The organism is Nitrosomonas cryotolerans ATCC 49181 (assembly GCF_900143275.1).
Taxonomy (GTDB): Bacteria; Pseudomonadota; Gammaproteobacteria; order Burkholderiales; family Nitrosomonadaceae; genus Nitrosomonas; species Nitrosomonas cryotolerans.
The window spans coordinates 89364-108936 of the sequence record NZ_FSRO01000001.1 but is presented as its reverse complement, the minus strand read 5'-3'; the positions used below and the strand labels follow the sequence as shown (position 1 = coordinate 108936).

At 46.7% G+C, this 19573-nt stretch carries 15 protein-coding genes and 1 pseudogene; 8 read left to right on the top strand and 8 right to left on the bottom strand.

The window, feature by feature from the left end; genetic code table 11:
* Positions 1–348: 348 nt before the first annotated feature.
* From BUQ89_RS00435 to BUQ89_RS00420, 4 genes are all read left to right on the top strand, one after another.
* On the top strand, positions 349–3744 hold the full coding sequence (locus tag BUQ89_RS00435) for a M20/M25/M40 family metallo-hydrolase (protein WP_083399555.1): 3396 nt from the start codon (positions 349–351) through the stop codon (positions 3742–3744).
* A gap of 52 nt (positions 3745–3796) precedes the next feature.
* Positions 3797–3970 (top strand): hypothetical protein, encoded by a 174-nt coding sequence (locus tag BUQ89_RS13640; protein ID WP_178377637.1) that lies wholly within the window; start codon positions 3797–3799, stop codon positions 3968–3970.
* A gap of 568 nt (positions 3971–4538) precedes the next feature.
* Positions 4539–4997, top strand: coding sequence for a YaiI/YqxD family protein (locus tag BUQ89_RS00425; RefSeq protein WP_028462214.1), 459 nt, complete (start codon positions 4539–4541; stop codon positions 4995–4997).
* A gap of 582 nt (positions 4998–5579) precedes the next feature.
* Positions 5580–6143 (top strand): cysteine hydrolase family protein, encoded by a 564-nt coding sequence (locus tag BUQ89_RS00420; RefSeq protein WP_028462215.1) that lies wholly within the window; start codon positions 5580–5582, stop codon positions 6141–6143.
* A gap of 138 nt (positions 6144–6281) precedes the next feature.
* Here BUQ89_RS00420 and BUQ89_RS00415 read toward each other — a convergent pair whose 3' ends face one another.
* Positions 6282–6884, bottom strand: a complete 603-nt coding sequence (locus BUQ89_RS00415; protein WP_036573715.1) for a GNAT family N-acetyltransferase — start codon at positions 6882–6884, stop codon at positions 6282–6284.
* 249 nt (positions 6885–7133) lie between these two features.
* On the opposite strand from BUQ89_RS00415, the gene BUQ89_RS13365 reads away from it, so the two are divergent.
* The 3 genes from BUQ89_RS13365 (at position 7134) to BUQ89_RS13355 (ending at position 10240) form a co-directional block, all read left to right on the top strand.
* Positions 7134–7520 carry a LysE family translocator gene (locus tag BUQ89_RS13365; RefSeq protein ID WP_143071278.1) on the top strand — a complete coding sequence of 129 codons (387 nt, stop codon included), beginning with the start codon at positions 7134–7136 and terminating at the stop codon, positions 7518–7520.
* Positions 7517–9232 carry a protein adenylyltransferase SelO gene (locus tag BUQ89_RS00405; RefSeq protein WP_028462216.1) on the top strand — a complete coding sequence of 572 codons (1716 nt, stop codon included), beginning with the start codon at positions 7517–7519 and terminating at the stop codon, positions 9230–9232. Before BUQ89_RS13365 ends, BUQ89_RS00405 begins: the two co-directional genes overlap by 4 nt.
* Positions 9233–10087: 855 nt before the next feature.
* Positions 10088–10240 carry a hypothetical protein gene (locus BUQ89_RS13355; protein WP_177183610.1) on the top strand — a complete coding sequence of 51 codons (153 nt, stop codon included), beginning with the start codon at positions 10088–10090 and terminating at the stop codon, positions 10238–10240.
* 361 nt (positions 10241–10601) lie between these two features.
* Here the strand turns inward: BUQ89_RS13355 and BUQ89_RS00400 are convergent, their stop codons facing one another.
* Positions 10602–10901, bottom strand: coding sequence for a hypothetical protein (locus tag BUQ89_RS00400; protein WP_051537676.1), 300 nt, complete (start codon positions 10899–10901; stop codon positions 10602–10604).
* Positions 10902–11155: 254 nt separating this feature from the next.
* On the opposite strand from BUQ89_RS00400, the gene BUQ89_RS00395 reads away from it, so the two are divergent.
* On the top strand, positions 11156–12112 hold the full coding sequence (locus BUQ89_RS00395; protein ID WP_028462217.1) for an arsenic resistance protein: 957 nt from the start codon (positions 11156–11158) through the stop codon (positions 12110–12112).
* 15 nt (positions 12113–12127) lie between these two features.
* Here BUQ89_RS00395 and BUQ89_RS00390 read toward each other — a convergent pair whose 3' ends face one another.
* The 6 genes and pseudogenes from BUQ89_RS00390 to BUQ89_RS14430 form a co-directional block, all read right to left on the bottom strand.
* Entirely contained in the window at positions 12128–12340 is a 213-nt protein-coding gene (locus BUQ89_RS00390) for a hypothetical protein (RefSeq protein WP_218612728.1), read from the bottom strand.
* 34 nt (positions 12341–12374) lie between these two features.
* Positions 12375–15518: a type I restriction endonuclease subunit R gene (locus BUQ89_RS00385; RefSeq protein ID WP_051537678.1), complete on the bottom strand. Its 3144-nt coding sequence runs from the start codon at positions 15516–15518 to the stop codon at positions 12375–12377.
* Complete coding sequence (locus tag BUQ89_RS00380) at positions 15515–16552, bottom strand: virulence RhuM family protein (protein WP_036573718.1); 1038 nt, start codon at positions 16550–16552, stop codon at positions 15515–15517. Before BUQ89_RS00380 ends, BUQ89_RS00385 begins: the two co-directional genes overlap by 4 nt.
* Positions 16553–16597: 45 nt before the next feature.
* A complete protein-coding gene (locus tag BUQ89_RS00375; protein WP_028462220.1) occupies positions 16598–17776 on the bottom strand; it encodes a restriction endonuclease subunit S in 1179 nt (392 codons plus the stop codon).
* Positions 17773–19329 carry a type I restriction-modification system subunit M gene (locus tag BUQ89_RS00370; protein ID WP_028462221.1) on the bottom strand — a complete coding sequence of 519 codons (1557 nt, stop codon included), beginning with the start codon at positions 19327–19329 and terminating at the stop codon, positions 17773–17775. The genes BUQ89_RS00375 and BUQ89_RS00370 overlap by 4 nt, the downstream gene beginning before the upstream one ends.
* Before the next feature lie 87 nt (positions 19330–19416).
* A pseudogene (locus tag BUQ89_RS14430) lies at positions 19417–19500 on the bottom strand (helix-turn-helix domain-containing protein); the annotation flags it as partial.
* Positions 19501–19573 lie beyond the last annotated feature (73 nt).

The window sequence follows — 19573 nt, the reverse complement described above, 5'->3', positions numbered from 1 at the left end:
AAAAAATGTATACAAAAGTGAATCCGCAGCGGATTCACCTAACCCACCCTAAAAAACAAACCCACTCTCGGATCATTTGAAGCACGTATCAGCACAATAGTTCAGAAATAATCCAAACAGACATGTTCTGATCTTTACACTTTTTATGTTATCCCTGCTTCATCAATCCATGAAAGGCAACATACCCGCATCTCAAATACCTGAAAAAGCCCGTTTGCATTCATTCGCGCTAAAATGGCACCGGGAGCATGCTTATGCCGCATACCGCTATCAAGCACCAATGTTTGTTACACTAATCATATCGAGACCGATTCAATCACAATGCATTTAAAAAGGATGTGCATGCTAATGAAATATCGCTTAGCCTTAATATTGATAGTCAGTTGTGGATTACACAGCATGATCGCCCATGCGGATATCCAGCCTTTTCAGCATCATATGGAAATTTCGTTATCACCGGCCTCCTCTCACATTCAGGTTAAAGATCGCATTCACATTCCCGCGCATTATCGCAGTACACAAAAGACACCGGCGACACTCTCATTCAGTTTGCATGCGGGATTGACTATTCATCAAACTGAGGGGGGAGAAATTACACACCAACCGGCAACCGCAGCTGCCCATTCTATCGTTACAGGTAGCCCGGTTCCTTTAAAACACTACCTGCTGACCTTATCCCCCGAACAGGAATCCATCACACTGCACTTTAGTGGCCAAATTAATCATCCCGTTCAGGGGCCCGGCCAGGAATATGCCCGCAGCTTCAGTTATACACCCGGCGTGATTTCTAGCCAGGGAGTTTTTCTAGCCAATTCCAGTGCCTGGTATCCCCAGTTTGAACAGCCGATGGTCTCGTTCCGGCTGAATATCCGCTTACCGAATAGCTGGGATGTCGTCAGTCAGGGCAAACTCGTAGATGAGCAGCAGCAGGATTCAATGAAAACCCTCGTCTGGGAGGAAAAACAGCCCCAGGACAACATCTATCTGGTCGCCGGTCAATATGAACGATATACGCAGTCCACCGGTGCAGTCACGGCCTTAGTCTATTTACGCAACGCTGATCAGGCCTTAGCACAAAAATATCTGGATGCCACCGCACAATATATTGCCTTGTATAGCAAACTCCTCGGACCCTATCCATATGAAAAATTCGCACTGGTCGAAAATTTCTGGGAAACCGGCTATGGCATGCCTTCTTTCACCCTGCTCGGTTCCAAGGTCATTCGTTTGCCCTTTATTCTGCATTCATCCTATCCCCATGAAATTTTGCATAACTACTGGGGTAACGGGGTATTCGTTGATTACGAAAAAGGTAATTGGGCAGAGGGATTAACCGCTTATCTGGCCGATCATCTGATTAGTGAGCAACGGGGTAAAGGCGCGGAATATCGCCGGGATGTGCTGCAGAAATATACCGACTTTGTCACCAAGGAAAAAGATTTCCCCATTACGCGATTTACTTCCCGACACAGCCCCAGCACAGAAGCCATCGGTTACGGCAAGACCATGATGTTTTTTCATATGCTGCGGCAAACATTAGGTGATCAGGATTTTATTCGGGCTTTGCGGCATTTTTATACTCAATTCAAATTTAATCAGGCTAGCTTTGACGATTTAAAAGAAACATTCAATACAACCAGTGGGCGGAATTTCTCCAGCATGTTTCAACAATGGATCAATCGTAGCGGCGCGCCCGATCTCATCCTACAACAGGCAGAGGCTGAAAATACCGCACAGGGATATCGACTGAAAGCTGTTATACAGCAAAGACATTCGGGTCAACCTTATGATCTGATGGTACCGATTGCAGTATATCTGGCAGGACAGGAACAACCCTACCAATCCACAATACAATTGAACCAGCAAACGCAGATTGTTGAGATGCAATTACCGGCACGACCCATCCGGATCGATATTGATCCGCAGTTTGATGTTTTCCGCCGACTGGATAGCCGGGAAATTCCGTCCGCACTATCACAAGGATTCGGCGCTGAAAAACCGTTACTCATATTACCTGCTCGCGCAGACGCATCCGTTCTGCAGGCCTATATCGCGCTGGCTGAAAACTGGCAAAAAACCCAGGCAAACCAGCTGGAAATCATCCTGGATAACCAGCTCGATACTTTACCCACCAATCGCACCATCTGGATTATGGGGTGGGATAATCAGTTTAGCCCGAATGTCCTAGATGCCTTATCAGAGCACGGCGTGAAACGACATCAAGATCGATTACATCTGGATAAACAGCACTACACACAAAATCAACATTCTCTGGTTCTAACTGCCAGGCAGCCATCTGATCCCGATAAGACCTTATTATGGGTCGCATCAGACCTCCCCGCAGCGATAGCGCAGTTAACCCATAAATTACCGCATTACCGCAAATACAGCTATCTGGCATTTAACAATGACAAACTCGATAACATCAATAAAGGCCAGTGGGCCATCTCACAGTCGCCCCTGTCCAGGCTAGTCACCCAGAAAGACAATGTCGTCATTGATTCCCCCTCCTATCATGCCCTCGCGCCACGCCAGGCATTGGCTGAACTTCTCCCCTTGTTTTCTGAACAACGCATGATGGCCGATATTGCCTATCTAGCCAGCGAAACACTAAAAGGACGAGAACTGGGCAGCAAAGAGCTGGATCTGGCAGCAGAATATATTGCGACACATTTTCGGGAGGCCGGTTTACTGCCAGGAGGAGATGATAACGATTATTACCAGGTTTGGCAGCAGAACGTGGAGAAACCGAAAGGCGAGGTTACACTGCGCAACGTCATCGGCATTTTACCGGGCACCAATCCAAAACTAGAACCGCAAAGCCTTATTATCAGTGCGCATTATGATCATCTGGGCACGGGCTGGCCGGAAGTACGTGCAGGGAATGCGGGCAAAATCCATTATGGCGCTGACGATAATGCCAGTGGCATCGCCGTATTACTGGAACTGGCACGGCAGACGGCCCAGAAATGGCGGCCCGAGCGCAGTATTATTTTTATCGCTTTTACCGGTGAAGAAAGCGGTTTATTAGGCGCCCGACACTATATTAATACCGCCAGAAAATACCCGGTGGAAAGCATCAACGCGGTGCTGAACCTCGATACCGTGGGACGTTTAGGAGAAAATCCGGTCACTATTTTCGGCACAGGGACTGCGCAGGAATTTATCCATATCTTTCGCGGGGCCAGCTTTGTAACCGGGATTAATGTCAAGCCAGTACAGGATGATTTTGGTTCCAGTGATCAGGCTGCCTTTATAGCCGCGGGTGTGCCGGCGGTACAGTTTTTTGCAAGTGCACATGAGGACTATCATCGTCCCGGAGACGTCATCGATAAAATTGATTCAGCCGGACTTGTCAAAGTCGCCTCGATTCTTAAAGAATCCGCAGAATATCTATCAAATCGCATAGAGCCTCTGAATACGACCTTAACCCCTTCCGCTGCATCAGCAGGCGATGCCACTTCCCAGCCACAATCTACCCGAAAAATCAGCTTGGGCACCGTTCCGGATTTCGCCTATCAGGGTGAGGGCGTCCGCATCAGTGATGTTCTGCCAGGCTCCCCCGCCCAGCAAGCAAAGCTGCAAGCCGGTGATATTCTGCTTCAAATTTCAGATCAGCCCATTAAAGATCTGGCCACCTTCTCCAGGCTTCTGAAAACCTTCGAAGTCGGGCACCGCATCCAGCTCAAATATCGCCGCGATGGACAGGTTATCAGCATCCAGGTTACTTTGGTGGAGCGTTAGCGTATGGCAGCCCGCTATATAGCAAATGGCTCTGTTGCGGAGAGTAAGAAGAATGGTGCAGCACGATTATATGCTTCATTCAGAACTGCCCATCAATGATCGGTCTCAGGTGATGTCATTATCAGGACAAGATAATCCTGAGCTGTATCCGATGGCACTGCAAATACGAGAGCAGCTTCACACGGGGTTTCAAATCAATGCAGACAGCATGCGCAACGATCAGTAGATTTAAACTCATGCATCCCTTCAAAAAAGGACCGTTGAATGTACGAAAATGTGGACAGTAAAAATCCGTTTTATTGAAAGACAATTCGATACTTATACCGCATACTAAAAGATATCAACGCATTAGTTCCTGTTGCCCTGTTCTTTTGCAGCAAAACCACCAAATAATATTATTTGTGGGGAGGGAAAAAATGAATGTATTTCAAAAGATTCTAATAGGCATATCTGGAATACTGGCTGTCAGTTGTGCAGAGGTCTTAACAATGCCGTAGCGGAACGATTCTTTCTGAATCTCAAGATGGAACGTGTCTGGCAGCGGGGATACACCAACTATATATACCGAAGCAGAAATTGACATCACTGAATACATCGTTACCCCTTCTACAACACCGAACACCTGCATTCAATATTGGGCAATCTCACCCGTTATATTTAAACAAAAAATGGCAGAAAAAGAACCTATGGCAGTGTCCGAAATGACTTGACCACTACAAACATCCTCCTAATAATATCGAGTTTAATGCAGTTTTTTCTAGCCAATGCTAGAGCAAAGGGTTTTAGGAGATAAGATGCATATTTGGGTCGATGCGGATGCATGTCCAGTAGTGATTAAAAATGTTTTATTTCGGGCAGCACAACGCTGGAAACGGCCTTTAACGTTGGTGGCGAATCAGGTGTTGTATACACCACCTTCGCTTTTGATTAGGGCGATTCAAGTACCCCGTGGCTTTGATGTGGCGGATGATTACATTGTACTGCACGCGAGTGTTGGTGATTTGGTGGTTACGGGCGATATTCCACTGGCAGCACAGTTAGTTGATAAAGAAGCCTTCGTGCTCAGTCCTCGAGGAGAGCTTTTCAGTGTAGATAACATACATGAACGATTATCGATGCGCGATATGATGGAAGAATTGCGTAGTGCAGGGGTGGAAACGGGCGGGCCCGCGGCGTTTAGTCAATCTGATCAGCGCGAGTTTGCCAATGCATTGGATCGTTTGATGATGAAGCTGAGTCAAACAGCCTCTTAGATCATTATCAAAGCATGAATTTCGGCTAATAATTATAAGTTAGGTAAAAGAGTTAAAGTAAATTCCGGAGTATTCGTTGCCATTCACTGCAAAAGATTTTCATTAACATTCAGCTAAATTCAATTTGTATCCACCAAGAAATCCCTGGTCACATGCGTATAGTGGTCTAATTTTCCTTGTCTTTTAAGGACCAGAAATCCAAATCACACTTCCAGTAGAGTTTCAACGCATTAAGTGTCACCGGAATTGGCATGTTGCCCAACTTAACGAGTAATTCAGGAAGACTACTGCACAACTCCCTTTAAACAGAGGAAAAGCTTCACTTTTTTCCGAAATGACACGCATAACAAATATCATTTGGATATTTCTTCCATTATCACAGCAAATTTACGCAGTTATGCGGAGGTCTTATATGTATTTTATTTTGGCCATTTAAGGTACTTAATTATCTTTTGGTAGTTTTTTGTTATTTTTGGCCTGTTCTATGCTGATTTTGACTTTAGTGTATTTAGCCGCTCAATGCAACAATGGTCCTTTTCCTGGCGATTAATTAAATTGATATCAACGAAGAGGAAACAGATCATGACTAAAACAGCACTATTATTAATTGATTTTCAAAACGACTATTTCTCAAGTTACGATGGCGCAAAGTACGCTCTATCGGGTACTGAGGAAGCAGCCAATCAAGGCGCTAAATTATTGGCGGCGTTCCGTGCAAAAGGCTTACCCATCGTGCATGTGCGGCATGAATTTCCGACCAATGATGCGCCGTTCTTTTTACCAGGCTCAGAAGGCGCAGCAATTCATACATCAGTAGCGGCTAGTTCTGATGAACCAGTCGTTTTAAAACATCAAATCAATAGCTTTCATGACACTAATTTAAAAGCCATATTAGATAAACAAGGTATTGAAAATGTAGTCATCGCAGGCGCAATGACACATATGTGTGTTGATGCCGTGACGCGTGCCGCAAAAGATTTTGGCTATAATTGTGCTATTGCTCATGATGCATGCGCAACCTTGGACCTTGAATTTAATGGCGTAAAAGTGCCTGCTGAACATGTACACGCCGTTATTATGGCAGCGCTTAATTTTGCCTATGCAAATGTAGTCAGTGTTGATGAATTAATCGAAGGCTTAGCATAGTGCATTACGCGGATCGCGCCAATATGGGGCCAATCCTGGGAATTGTTAGTATCCTTTAAATTAGCTTTATTTTTACTACTCAGAGCTTAACAACTTGTCCAGTTTTGCGGTGCCACTTCAGTGAGTTAGGGTGCGTGCTTAGGTTGAGCGAATCATCACCCAGCTGGGAATGCCTAAAATAGTGGGTGTGGCCAGGGTCTTAAAGCCAAAGCGCTGATAGAGGTCCACATTGCTTTGTTTGTCGGTTTCTAAATATAGGTGTTCTGCCGCACATTGGTTGATGGTGAACTCAATCATTTGTGTGCCAACGCCTTTGTATTGCCATTGAGGTGCGATCGCTAAAGGACCTAAGTGCCAATGGGGTTGTTTTGGATCAATACGAGCCCAGGTGCCTAACCAGATGGCTAAGCGTAAGCCGCCGAGGGGGCTGCTGGCACTGATCATTCTTGGCAGTAACTGTATCAAGTCCCTAAGTGTTGGTTGGCAAGTGTTGGGTGGCAGCATGCCTAATACACCAATGAGGTTGCCATCAATAAAAGCGCCATACAGCTCACCTTTACGCTTTACATAGGTTAGCAGGGCGGGAAACATACGCCTGAGTCGACGTTGACGTAAATCTGGATTAGCACCGAATACTTTGATATGCAAAGGGTTTTCATTCATCGCTGCTGCACAGATGGCAGCTGCTGTTGTCATGTCATTTACGCCCAGCGGCAGAATGTTACAGTTGTGTTTATGCATGGTAGAGGTTCTCCCGTAAGCTGCAAAATTTTCACGTCAAGGGCAAGCCCAATATCTGCTTGTGTTAGTTAATAGGTTGCATGACTGCTAAGCAAGGTTTCGCATTCCCTCTGGCAACGCTGTAACATTGGTCAAACGCAAAGAGATTTGTTGCCTTGTGCCATATTAATTTTAAAGGCATAGGATTTACCTGGTGAGCTCCATGCCTTTTTTATTGAGCCTTGAGCTTGTTTTTAAGGTGTTGTGTTTGTGACTTTTTTACAGATTTTGTTATTTATCCCAGCTTATTTTGTGTTAAATTTGTCGCCCGGCCCAAATAACTTGATGGCTTTGGCCAATGGCAAATATTATGGCGTGCGTACGGCTTGCTATGCAGGGGCTGGCCGTTTTCTTGCCTTTGCTGGAATGATCACTTTAGCTGCTTTAGGCTTAGCCTCGATTTTATATACTTCAGAACATTTGTTTTTCTTCATAACGTTAGCAGTATCCCTATCAATTGATTTTCACGGCAAAGTAACCGGGAAAGCAGTTACCGGCGCTTCCGCCTCTGAGAAAATACTCACTTGCGCGATGCCATCACTTTCTATAGTTCCCCGGTACATATCCCCCTGGTCCACGCATGAGGAGTCCCTATGATAAAGCCACTGATCCAGGAAACATCCCCTATCATCGCGACCCTTGATGATCTTGCAAAATTGGCGAATTATTCGTTCATGGATTCTCTCAACTGCGACCCTGACGCGAAAGTAAACGGACGCGACCACACGCCGCGGCAAGTCTTTACAGGCCACTATGTTCCCGTCAACCCCACACCAATTGAAGACCCCAAGTACGTGGCGCACAGTAAAAACTTTTTTCGCGAACTGGGCTTTGCAGACAGCATGGCGAAATCGGCCGACTTCGTCCGCGTGTTTTCCGGCGACATCGCGCACGTGCCGGAGCCGATGCGCAAGATCGGTTGGGCGTGTGGCTATGCACTTTCCATCTTTGGCACCGAATATTACCAGCAATGCCCGTTCCAAACCGGCAACGGATACGGCGACGGGCGTGCAATTTCAGTGCTTGAGGCCGTCATCAACGGTCAGCGCTGGGAAATGCAGCTAAAAGGTGGTGGCCGGACACCCTACTGCCGTGGTGCCGACGGGCGGGCCGTTCTGCGGTCAAGTGTCCGGGAGTTTCTGGCACAGGAGCACATGCATGCGCTCGGGGTGCCAACGTCTCGATCTTTGAGTTTGTACGTTTCAAAAACGGAGAAGGTCCGCCGGCCATGGTACTCGGAGGGTTCACGCTCGCAGGATCCGGACATGCTTGTATCGGAGGCGGTTGCCATCTCGACACGCGTGGCACCTTCGTTCATCCGGGTTGGTCAACTCGAGCTCTTCGGTCGCCGTGCCCGTAAGATGGAACACCCACGAGCGATGGAGGAGCTCGAGCATATTGTGTTGCATTTGATCGATCGTGAGTACGATGACGTCATCGACCAGAAACTAACGACCGCCGAAAAAGTGGTGTTGCTTGCCCGTGAATTCCTCAACCGACTCACCTCACTTGTGGCGAACTGGATCCGCGTCGGCTACTGCCAAGGTAACTTCAACAGTGACAACTGTGCGGCTGGCGGCTTCACACTCGACTACGGCCCATTCGGATTCTGCGATATGTTCAATCGGCATTACCAGTCATGGACGGGGGGTGGACATCATTACTCGTTCCTGAACCAACCCGTGGCAGCAGAACGCAACTTCCACATGTTTTGTTCGGCATTGCGGCCGTTGCTGATGGCGCATCAGGACTGCCTGGCGCAACTCGACGAGATCCAAAGTGCTTTCCCGAAGGTGATGAAAGCACAAATGGAGAAGATGTGGGCTGCCAAACTTGGTCTTGGCGCTTTTCACGCGACGTTGTTCAACGAACTCATAACACTGATGGAGCAAACGTCTGTTGATTACACCATGTTCTTCCGCGAGCTCTCGATGGTGCCCGACGATATTGGCTTACTCAAAAAAAGCTTCTACAAGAGCTCGACGTATCATGCAGACTCGGAAGAGATGGACAAACGATGGTCAACGTGGCTCACAAAATGGAAGTCACTCACTCAACCTTGCTCCCGTGAGGCGCTTTCTCGTCAGATGAAACTCGTCAACCCAAAATACAGTTTGCGGGAATGGTTCATGGTGCCTGCGTATCAGCAAGCGGATACGGGGGACTACTCTTTAATTCAAGAACTGCAGAAGGTCATGACGCAGCCATACGCCGAGCAATCGAAGGACGTGGAAGAGAAATACTATAGGCTGAAGCCACTGGAATTGTTTGGCGTCGGTGGGTCGTCTCATTTAAGCTGTTCGTCGTGACTGAAGTGGTACCGCAAAACTGGACAAGTTGTTAAGCTCTGATAAAGACCTCTGCACAACTGCGTAAACTTGCTGTGGCAATGGAAGAAATGTCCAAATGACATTTGTTATGCGTGCCATTTTGGAAAAAAATGAGGTTTTTCCTCTGTTTAAAGAGAGTTTTCCCCTTTATGTAGTACTTGGACGGACTACTCCTCTTGGTGGCTTGTTCACGAAAAGGCCCACCAGTTTTTTATGGCTGCAATCGACACAACGTAGACACAAAAAGACATACACTAAAATGCTGCGCTCAAGAAAAACAACGGATGGACGTTAGTAGTGTTTATAACAGTAATGCGCCTAGCATTCGATAAGCGGTGGCGCTTCGCTAAAACACAAAACAATCTCAGGAATATTTTATGAGAATATTTAAAGCAATAGCCTTGATTATGGTTATGTCCATATCCGCTTGCACATCTACGAATAGCATAATGAACTCATGGATTGGCTACTCTGTTGATGATCTTACCGCTTCGTGGGGGGCTCCATCTTCCAGAATTTCACGAGCTGATGGCGGTTCGACATATACGTGGTCCACACTTAGCTCGGATCAATATGGTATACATGAATGTAGGAAAACTTTCGTTACAGATTCAACCGGAACGGTGACACAATGGTCTTATAATGGATGCCCAAAACTGGTCCTCAAGTAATTAGATAGTACAGTCATGAGATTTCTACCCAGAAAGCGATACATCTGCCTTGCACAGCGGTGAGAAATGAAGTGGTATTTTTGGCGTATCTTGTGCCGATACCGAGCTATAGTCAACCTGGCATTTAAGCGAAACCGAGAAGTATGCAAAACTCAGGGAGTTCTTGGAAAATAGGCGAGTCAGCGTTTACTTTGCCACGGTAGTCCTGGCAGCGGCCATTGCCATGTTCCTGCCCGGAACAACTGTTCTTGGGGCTGGCGTTAATCCAGCAATTGCATTGATATTGTTCGCACAAATAACGGGGTCACACAAATAACGGGGTCAGGTCGATAATCAAGAAAATGTATGTATAGAGGCTTTTGCAAAAGCCCTCGCCAGAAGTTTCCGACTATTGATTATAAATAGTTAATTTTTAAATTATTGGAGTTTTGCAAAGATCTCAACTTGTAATCTTTAGAATTAAATGACACTAATTCTTTTTTTTAGCGATAAATATCAAAGACCGCTGCATAACTATGTTTTTGAGCTTTTCTGATTACTTGCAGTATTGATAAATCAAACACTTAAAAACCTTGCCAGCCCGAGATAACCAGTTATGCAGCGGTCTTTATCATCCACGCAAAAAAGGTGTCAGGTCTAGAATCAAGGATTCTTGCTCTTGCGAAGAACAATCTCAATTATCGTTGGGTATAATGATAGTACTCTCCGATTTCTCGTTGGCTGTATGCACCTGTTTTACAGGCTGCAATAATTGCCGTTGCGTGGTCTTTGTGTTGTGCTGCAATCTCAGGCAAAGGTATTGCGATCGGCCGCTTTTGCTGCTTGGGTATATTTAAATCGTACTTTTCCTTGCCGATCCTTTTCTGCATCTCCGCGACAAAATCCTTATCCCCTAAATAAATCTGACCTTTCAGATTCGACCATATCTCAGGTTTCTGCCGCACGCCTTGCAGGAAAAATTGCCGGTATTTATCCATTACAATGATTCTTTGCTGCCCAAACAAGGATAATATCTAGAGACCTTTGCACGGTAGACGGCATATTTGACTGCTCTTTGTGATAAAATACTGCTTTTAATCAATAAGATAAATGTGTATTGTGAGCTTCTCAGATTTTGATGTCGTGTGTCGCACCCGCAAAGGAAACTTTCTGAATCAAATTGACCATTTGAAACCTTTGCAAAATCCGAATGAGCTATAGTCAACCCGGCATTTAAGCGAAGCCGAGAAGTATGCAAAAACTCAGGGAGTTCCTGGAAAATAGGCAAATCAGCGTTTACTTTGCCACGGTAGTCCTGGCAGCGGCCATTGCCATGTTCGTGCCTGGAACAACTGTTCTTGGGGCTGGCGTTAATCCAGCAATTGCATTGATGTTGTTCGTGACATTCCTGCAAGTGCCCCTTGTCGATCTCGGGCGGGCCTTCATTTGCGCTAAATTCTTCGCAGCATTGCTCATTACGAATTTCGTTATGGTGCCCCTGCTTGTAGCACTTCTAGTGCAGTTTCTGCCGCCCGATCCAATGGTGTTTCTCGGTGTGCTGTTAGTGCTGCTTACACCTTGCATTGACTACGTTGTGGCCTTTTCGCACCTTGGTCGCGCCAATGCGCGCCTGTTGCTGGCGGCAACGCCCGCGCTCTTGATCGTACAAATGCTGTTGCTACCGATCTATCTCGGTCTGTTTCTTGGAAAGGATGCAACTAGCCTTGTGCAGCTCGGTCCGTTCGTTCACGCGTTTGTTTGGCTCATTGCGGTTCCGCTTGTACTTGCTGGTCTTGTCCAATTTTGGGCAATTCGGACTCGAGCAGGCGAGTGGGTATTTACCCGGCTAGGATTGCTCCCGGTGCCTGCGACGGCGCTTGTCTTGTTCGTGGTCATCGCGGCTGTAGTGCCACAACTCCAGTCTGCGATCAATGTGGTCTTGCAAGTGATCCCAATCTATATTGCCTTTGCGGCGATTGCTCCCTTTCTAGGGTGGCTGGTGGGTCGGTTGTTCCGCCTTGACGTACCGGCTGGCCGTGCTATTGCATTCAGCGCCGGCACGCGAAATTCGCTGGTGGTGTTGCCGCTCGCGCTTGCTGTGCCTGGAGCCATACCCGTATTGCCAGCCATCGTCGTTACACAAACACTTGTCGAGTTAATCAGCGAGCTGATCTATATTCGCTTAATTCCGAAACTAACCCAGTCATGAATTTGTTGAAACCGCTTAGCGTGCTTTATTTTCCATTTTCTGAGGCGCCGTCAACTCCAGAGAATCAAACACCAGCTTGGCAAACCCAGCCAATTTTTCGGGGTTAGATAACAACTGCATCATCTGATTCTGATACGCCTCACCGCTATCCATAACAGCATCATCCACGGCCTTGGTGAAGGCTCCCAGCATCGCCTGTTCTGGTGAGTTATTGGCAATTTGCTTCATGACCAAGGCATTCTGGCTGATTTTGTCTCGAATGCTATAGGCGTAATTCACCAAATCTTTCTCGGTCAGATTGTCGGTAGTTAAACTCTCCACCCACACCTTTGAATTTCTCAACGAAACTAGCGATCTTTTGAAACACGCTTTGTTTCTTGGTGAGGTATTGTGGGTTTAACGGGCTCATCTTTGGCAGAATGGCATTAAGCTCTGTTCCTGCGTCGCTGGCGTACTCCCGCTTGAGTGAGTTGGTGATATAGCGTCGGGCTTCTTCCACATTCAGGCTTTCTGTGTTGATCAGTTCCTCGGCTTCTCGTTGCTGCTCAACTTGGGCAAAGGAAAAGAATGCTTCAATCACGCTGGACTTCTCGCCAATCTGATCGAGGTCGGTTTGATTGATGAAATCCACTAACAGGCTTTCTTTGGCGCGGTTGCCGAGACTGGCACGAATCACACGGCGCACCTCATCAACCAGATCGGCTTTGCTTTTGGTTTTCTTGTTGTGCTCGAAAATCAGCTCAAGAATGTAATCCAGGTTGATCTCCTGGGATTTCAGCAAGTCTATCTCGAACACCACGTCATCCCAGTCGATGGTGGATTTTGCTTTCTCTTCTGCTGATTTTTGACGGCGCTGCCAATCGCGGATGTCGTTGTAGGTAGAACGGTAATCCTGAATCTTACGTTCGGCTGGCAGGCGTATGGTCTGTAACTCAGCCAGTTTTTCATCATCCAAATAATGTTCTGCTTTAAACGCTTCAACCGCTTCGGGGTCGTTCATGTCAAGGCTTTGCGTGGCTTTCAGACTGGCAAACTCATCATAGTTTTGCAACACGTTCTCTACCCGCAGGTATTCGCCAAAGAGTTTGGCAAAGTCTTTTTTATCGGACTCTTTTTTAATGGCGCTCGGATCAGGAAAGCGTTGCTCCAGCTCGCTCACCACATCCATAAAACCGCGTCTGGCTTCACCGGTCACCACATCGGTAAAGCCTTCCATGTATTCCTTATAGCTCTTTTCCAACACCACGTTTTTAGTGTTTTTATCACCAAACAGAGTGATAGCATCCACGGTGGCCATTTCCAGATCACGGAATGTGACGATATTGCCAAAGGTTTTAGTGGCGTCATAAATGCGGTTGGTGCGCGAAAAGGCCTGCATCAAACCGTGGTAACGCAGATTTTTATCCACAAACAGCGTATTGAGCGTTGGAGCATCAAAACCAGTAAGGAACATACCCACCACAATCAGCAGATCGATTTCCTTGGTTTTCATCCGCTTAGCCAAATCACGGTAGTAATTCTGGAAGCCGTTGCTATCGACACTGAAATTGGTTTTAAAGAAGGCGTTATAATCGCCTATCGCAGAGTTTAAAAACTCTTTGGCGCTGCTATTCATGGCCGAAACATCAAAGCTTTCATCCAGAATATCACCCACCGCATCCTGCTCTTCATTGGCAGCAAAGGAAAATATGGTGGCGATTTTCAGCGGTTTTTCGCTCTCAGCCTGCAACTTATTCAGCGATTCATAATAGAGCTTAGCTGCATCCACACTGCTCACGGCAAGCATGGCATTAAAGCCCTTAGCATTGGCTTGCAGGCGATGAGTTTTCTGGCGGTAGTTGTTCAGAATGTACTGGGAAATTTCGCGAATACGCTCTGGGTGTAACAGCGCCTCTTTGTTTTCAGCGGCAGATAGTTTTTTCTCATCCTGTTCAGTTTCAATCGCCTTAAATTTGTGGCGCACATCGTTGTAGTCGACCTTGAACTTGAGCACTTTCTCATCGCGTATCGCATCGGTAATCACATAGGAATGCAGTTCGCGGCCAAACACGCTGGCGGTGGTTTCCGCACCTAAAGCGTTTTGCGGAAAGATGGGCGTGCCGGTAAAGCCAAACTGATAGAAGCGTTTGAATTTCTTGTTCAGGTTTTTCTGAGCTTCACCAAACTGGCTGCGGTGGCATTCATCAAAAATAAATACCACCTGCTTGTTGTAGATGGGCAGATTGCCTTCGTTTTTCATCAGGTTGTTGAGCTTCTGGATGGTGGTGACGATGATCTTGTTATCATCTTTATCCAGATTGCGCTTTAAACCTGCGGTGCTGTCTGAGCCATTCACACTGTCGGGTGAAAAGCGCTGGTATTCTTTCATCGTCTGGTAGTCTAGGTCTTTTCGGTCCACCACAAAAAACACCTTGTCGATAAACGCCAATTCGGTAGCCAAACGCGCGGCTTTAAAGCTGGTTAAGGTTTTACCAGAGCCGGTGGTATGCCAGATAAAACCGCCACTTTGCGGGTTGCTCCAGTTTTTTGCCTCATAAGTGCTTTTCACCTTCCACAAAATACGCTCGGTGGCCGCAATCTGGTAGGGGCGCATAACCAGTAATGTGTCACTCACATCAAACACCGAATAATGCAGCAACACATTGAGCAGGGTGTTTTTCTGGAAGAAGGTAGCGGTAAAGTCTTTTAGATCCTTAATCAGGCTGTTATCGGCCTTCGCCCAGTGCATGCTGAAGTCGAAGCTGTTTTTGTTGCGCTGGGTGGTATTGGCAAAATAGCGGCTGTCGGTGCCGTTAGAGATGACAAACAACTGCAAGTACTTATACAGCGAATCCGCGCTGTTAAAGCTCTCTTTGCTGTAACGATGCACCTGGTTAAAGGCTTCGCGAATGGCGACGCCACGCTTTTTCAGCTCGATTTGTACCAGCGGTAGGCCGTTCACCAGAATAGTCACATCATAACGGTTAGCATAGCTGCCGGTTTGTTTAAACTGCTTGATCACCTGAACTTTGTTGCGGGCGATGTTGTTTTTATCCAGCAGGTAAATGTTTTTAATGCGGCCATCGTCAAATACAAAGTCGTGAATATAGTCATCGTGGATTTTGCGGGTTTTATCCAGGATGGTATCACTGGGCTTATCGAGATACGTTTCCACAAAGCGGCGCCATTCGCCCTCAAGAAACGTCACGCTATTGAGGGTTTGCAACTGCACGCGCACATTGGCTAGCATGGCCTGCGGGTTGCTCAGACCAGGCAGGTACTCATAGCCCTGATTTTGCAAATCCTGAATCAACTCGCACTCTAACGCATCTTCGCTCTGGTAGCTGTCGGCCACTTTCCAATCTTTGTTGTATTTATCCAGAACGATAAAGTTGTTCGATTCAGCGATGACTTTATAATCCGTCATGCCTCGTTATCCTTTTTGTTCAGCAGTTTTTTTACTTCCCGATCAAAGTCTGATTCGATGCGTTGTTGCTTGTTGAATTTGTCGTATTCCGCATGAGCCTTTTGCTCTGCCAACTTGCGCGACACTTTTCCGTAACCTTCAAGAATTTGGTACTCATTAAACGCGAGGAATTTGTTCACGCTCTCGGCAAAGCCTTCCATCGTGAAGGTGTTGCGCCGCTCAATGATCCCTTCGATATAATCAAAAAACGCCGCTACGGCGCGTTCCAGCTGTTTTATTTCATCTTCACTTAAATAATTTTTGGCCACCGTAGCATCTGATTTTAATACGCGCCCCTCTGGCGCATTTTTATAGGAGCTCATGCCCATCAGGGGCTTGTTAGCATCGGCCTTCAGCGAAATAATCTCGGCGGCGGTATGGCCGGTAATGGCAAAATGGAACTTGTCTTGCACATGGGCGTAGAACTGTTGGGTGGTTTTCGATTTTGGATCGTAATCAATACTGCACTCGGCGAAAATATCGGTAATCTGCTGGTAAATGCGCCGCTCGCTGGCGCGGATGGAGCGTACCCGCTCTAGCAACTCGCGGAAGTAGTCTTTGCCAAAATAGCGGCCATTTTTCAGGCGCTCATCATCCATGGCAAAACCCTTGATGATGTACTCTTTAATCAGCTGGGTGGCCCAGATACGAAACTGGGTGGCCTGGGCGGAATTGATCCGGTAGCCCACCGAAATCACAGCATCGAGGCTGTAGTATTTGACTTGCTGGGTTTGGGTGAGTCCTGCCACCGCGCCGTGTTCAGTGGTATTTTCCAAAATGGAAACAACCACTTCTTCTTGTAACTCATTGCTTGCAAAAATATTTTTCAGGTGCTTGGAGATGGCCGGCACACCGACGCCGAACAACTCTGCCATACGCTTCTGGGTCAGCCAGAGGGTCTCACCACTGAGCAACACTTCCACTTTGATCTCACCACTGGGCACGGTGTAAAGCAAAAACTCCGTGGTTTGGTCTTGCAGGCTTAGGTTAGGCATAGGGCACATCCTTGGCAGTGTATTTCCGTTAGCGTCTTGCTCATATCACGCCGCTACCTCTGAATCTGGCTTGGGGAAGCTCAATAGCAAATCGCGGTAATACTCGTATTGCTTTTGGCGCAACTCGATTTCGCGGGGCAAGCCTTCACTGATGGAATTAGTTAGGGCGTCGAACTTATCCAAGATGGCGACGATGCGGGCTTGGTCTGCTGGGTGAGGAGTGGGGATTATGAAACTTTTCACCTTCCCATCAGAAATAGCAGGATATGCAGCACCACTTTGATTTTCTTCAACATAGTTTTTAAAGTTAGTTGAGGAAAGGTAGTAGTAAATCCATTTAGGCAAAACCTCATTGCTTTTAGCCCTCAAAACGCAATAACCTGTACTTGCAACCTCACCAGAGTATTCTTCATCGATCAAGCTAAGTCGTAATTGAGTTGGCCTAGTAGTTGCAAAAATAACATCATCTTTTTCAACCAACTTCTGTGCTCTGCTTGGTGCATTCTTTGCTGAAATTTCTGATGTTTCAATAATCGCATTACTTTCACGACTAACGGACGTTAAATCAATATAGCGATATGTTTTGTTTGTATCTCGCCAGCGAATATTACTTGTAGGTAACGAAACCTCCCCTAACGTCTTCCACTCCACTTCCCCTTCTTCAAAACTTAACAACTGATCACGGTAGTAGTTGTATTGTTTTTTGCGGGCGGTCAGCTCAGCGGTCAGCTCAGCGGTCAGCTCAGTGAAGGCGTCCAGAATGCGGACGATTTCAGATTGGATTTCTAGCGATTTTTTTGGGTTTTCTGGGCAGGGAATGGGGATTTGGATCGATTTCAGTTGGCCTGCTGTAATCAATAGTTGACCAGCCCCCTGAGCAATTCGGTTTAGGTTTATATTTACCAAATAGTAATATAAGTATTTCAAAATAATATTTTCTTTGTTTTGAACAATTAATGTATTATCTGAAACGTCATATTCTCCTTGGGCGATATTTACTCGCCCAGCATTAGCGCCAACTCTAGCAACTAAAATCTGTACCTTTTCATAGCCTTTATTGTTTGTTCTTCCAATAACCCCAGTTGAACCGAATACTGGATACAATCCATCTTCACATTTTTCTTTATTTTTCCCCGACGAAATCTTCTCACAAAGATCCCCTAATGCTGGCCAGCCCATCTCAATCCCATCAAGCAGTCTTTCCATAAAGCTCGTACTGCTCATGCGTCTATCTCCGCCACAATCTCATCAATATCGGTACGCAGTTGATCGATCTTGGCGACTGTGGTTTTTAGCTCGGCATTGAGCTTTGTAATATCGGTCACTTCGCGACTATCTTTGGCTTCCACATAACTGCTGACCGATAGGTTGTAATCGTTGGCGGACACCTTCTCAAACGGTATGGATTTGGCGAAGTGTTCCACATTCGCTTTGCTATCGAACACCTGCATGATCTGTTCAATGTGTGCATCGGTCAGGGTGTTGGTATTGGTATCTTTTTTAAACAAACCACTGGCATCAATAAACTGGGTGGTTGTGTCAGTTTTATGTTTGGAGAGCACCAAAATATTCACGGCGATGGTGGTGCCAAAAAACAGGTTGGGCGCTAACGAAATCACGGTTTCCACATAGTTGTTATCCACCAAATATTGGCGAATTTTCTGCTCAGCACCGCCACGGTAAAAAATACCGGGGAAGCAAACAATAGCAGCACGGCCCTTGCTGGATAGATAATTAAGCGCGTGTAGTACAAAGGCAAAGTCAGCTTTGGATTTGGGTGCAAGCACACCGGCAGGGGCAAATCGATCATCGTTGATCAGGGTGGGATCATCACTACCTATCCACTTCACGGAATACGGCGGGTTGGAGACGATAGCATCAAAGGGTTTGTCATCCAAAAAGTGCGGGTCTGTTAAGGTATTGCCCAGCTGCATATTGAATTTGTCGTAGTTGATGTTGTGCAAAAACATGTTCATACGGGCAAGGTTGTAGGTGGTGTGGTTGATCTCCTGGCCGAAGAAGCCCTCTTCAATAATATGGGCGTCGAAGTGTTTTTTGGCTTGCAGCAGCAGCGAGCCGGAGCCGGCAGCCGGGTCATAAATTTTATTGACGCTGGTTTGCTTGTGCATGGCAAGCTGGGCAATCAGCTTGGAGACATGCTGCGGGGTGAAAAATTCACCACCCGATTTACCGGCATTGGCGGCATAATTGGAGATCAGAAATTCGTAAGCATCGCCGAACAGGTCAATCTGGGCGGCATCACTCTTTTCATAAAAATCATGACCAAAATCCAAGCCTGCCACGCCTTTCAGTACCGCCGTTAAACGAAGGTTTTTGTCTTTAACGGTATTACCGAGGCGGTTACTGGTGGTATCGAAATCAGCAAACAGGCCTTTGATGTCGCCTTCGGAGGGGTAGCCACTGGCCGAGGCTTCGATAGCGGCAAAAATGGCGGCGAGATCGGTGTTCAGGCTTTCGTTGCTGTTGGCTTTTTTTGCGACATTGGCAAACAGCTGACTGGGATAGATGAAGTAACCCTTAGTTTTAATGGCGTCGTCTTTGATGGCTGGCGTGATCACCTCATCGCTAAGCTGGGCGTAATGAATACTATCGTCATCGGCCTCAATATAGAGGGCAAAGTTTTCGCTGATGAAGCGGTAAAACAGGGTGCCGAGGACATATTGTTTAAAGTCCCAGCCATCTACTGAGCCGCGTACATCATTAGCGATTGACCAGATTTGGCGTTGAAGGGCGGCGCGTTGTTGGTTGCTTGTCATGCTGTTGTTCCTATTTTTATTCGTTTACTAGGTGTCGTTAAACGCCTTATCAAATGATCTTTATCTTTTAACGGGCAACCTTGTTTATTATTGTGTCAGCTCAAGTAAGTCGCTTACCTGACACTCAAACAGCAAGCATAGCTTCTCAATGGATTCCAGATCTACTTTCTGGGCCGTTTCTTTTTGACATCCTCCCCCTCCCTAAACGAAGGGGATTCCCAATTCAACGAATCCAACCCGGGCG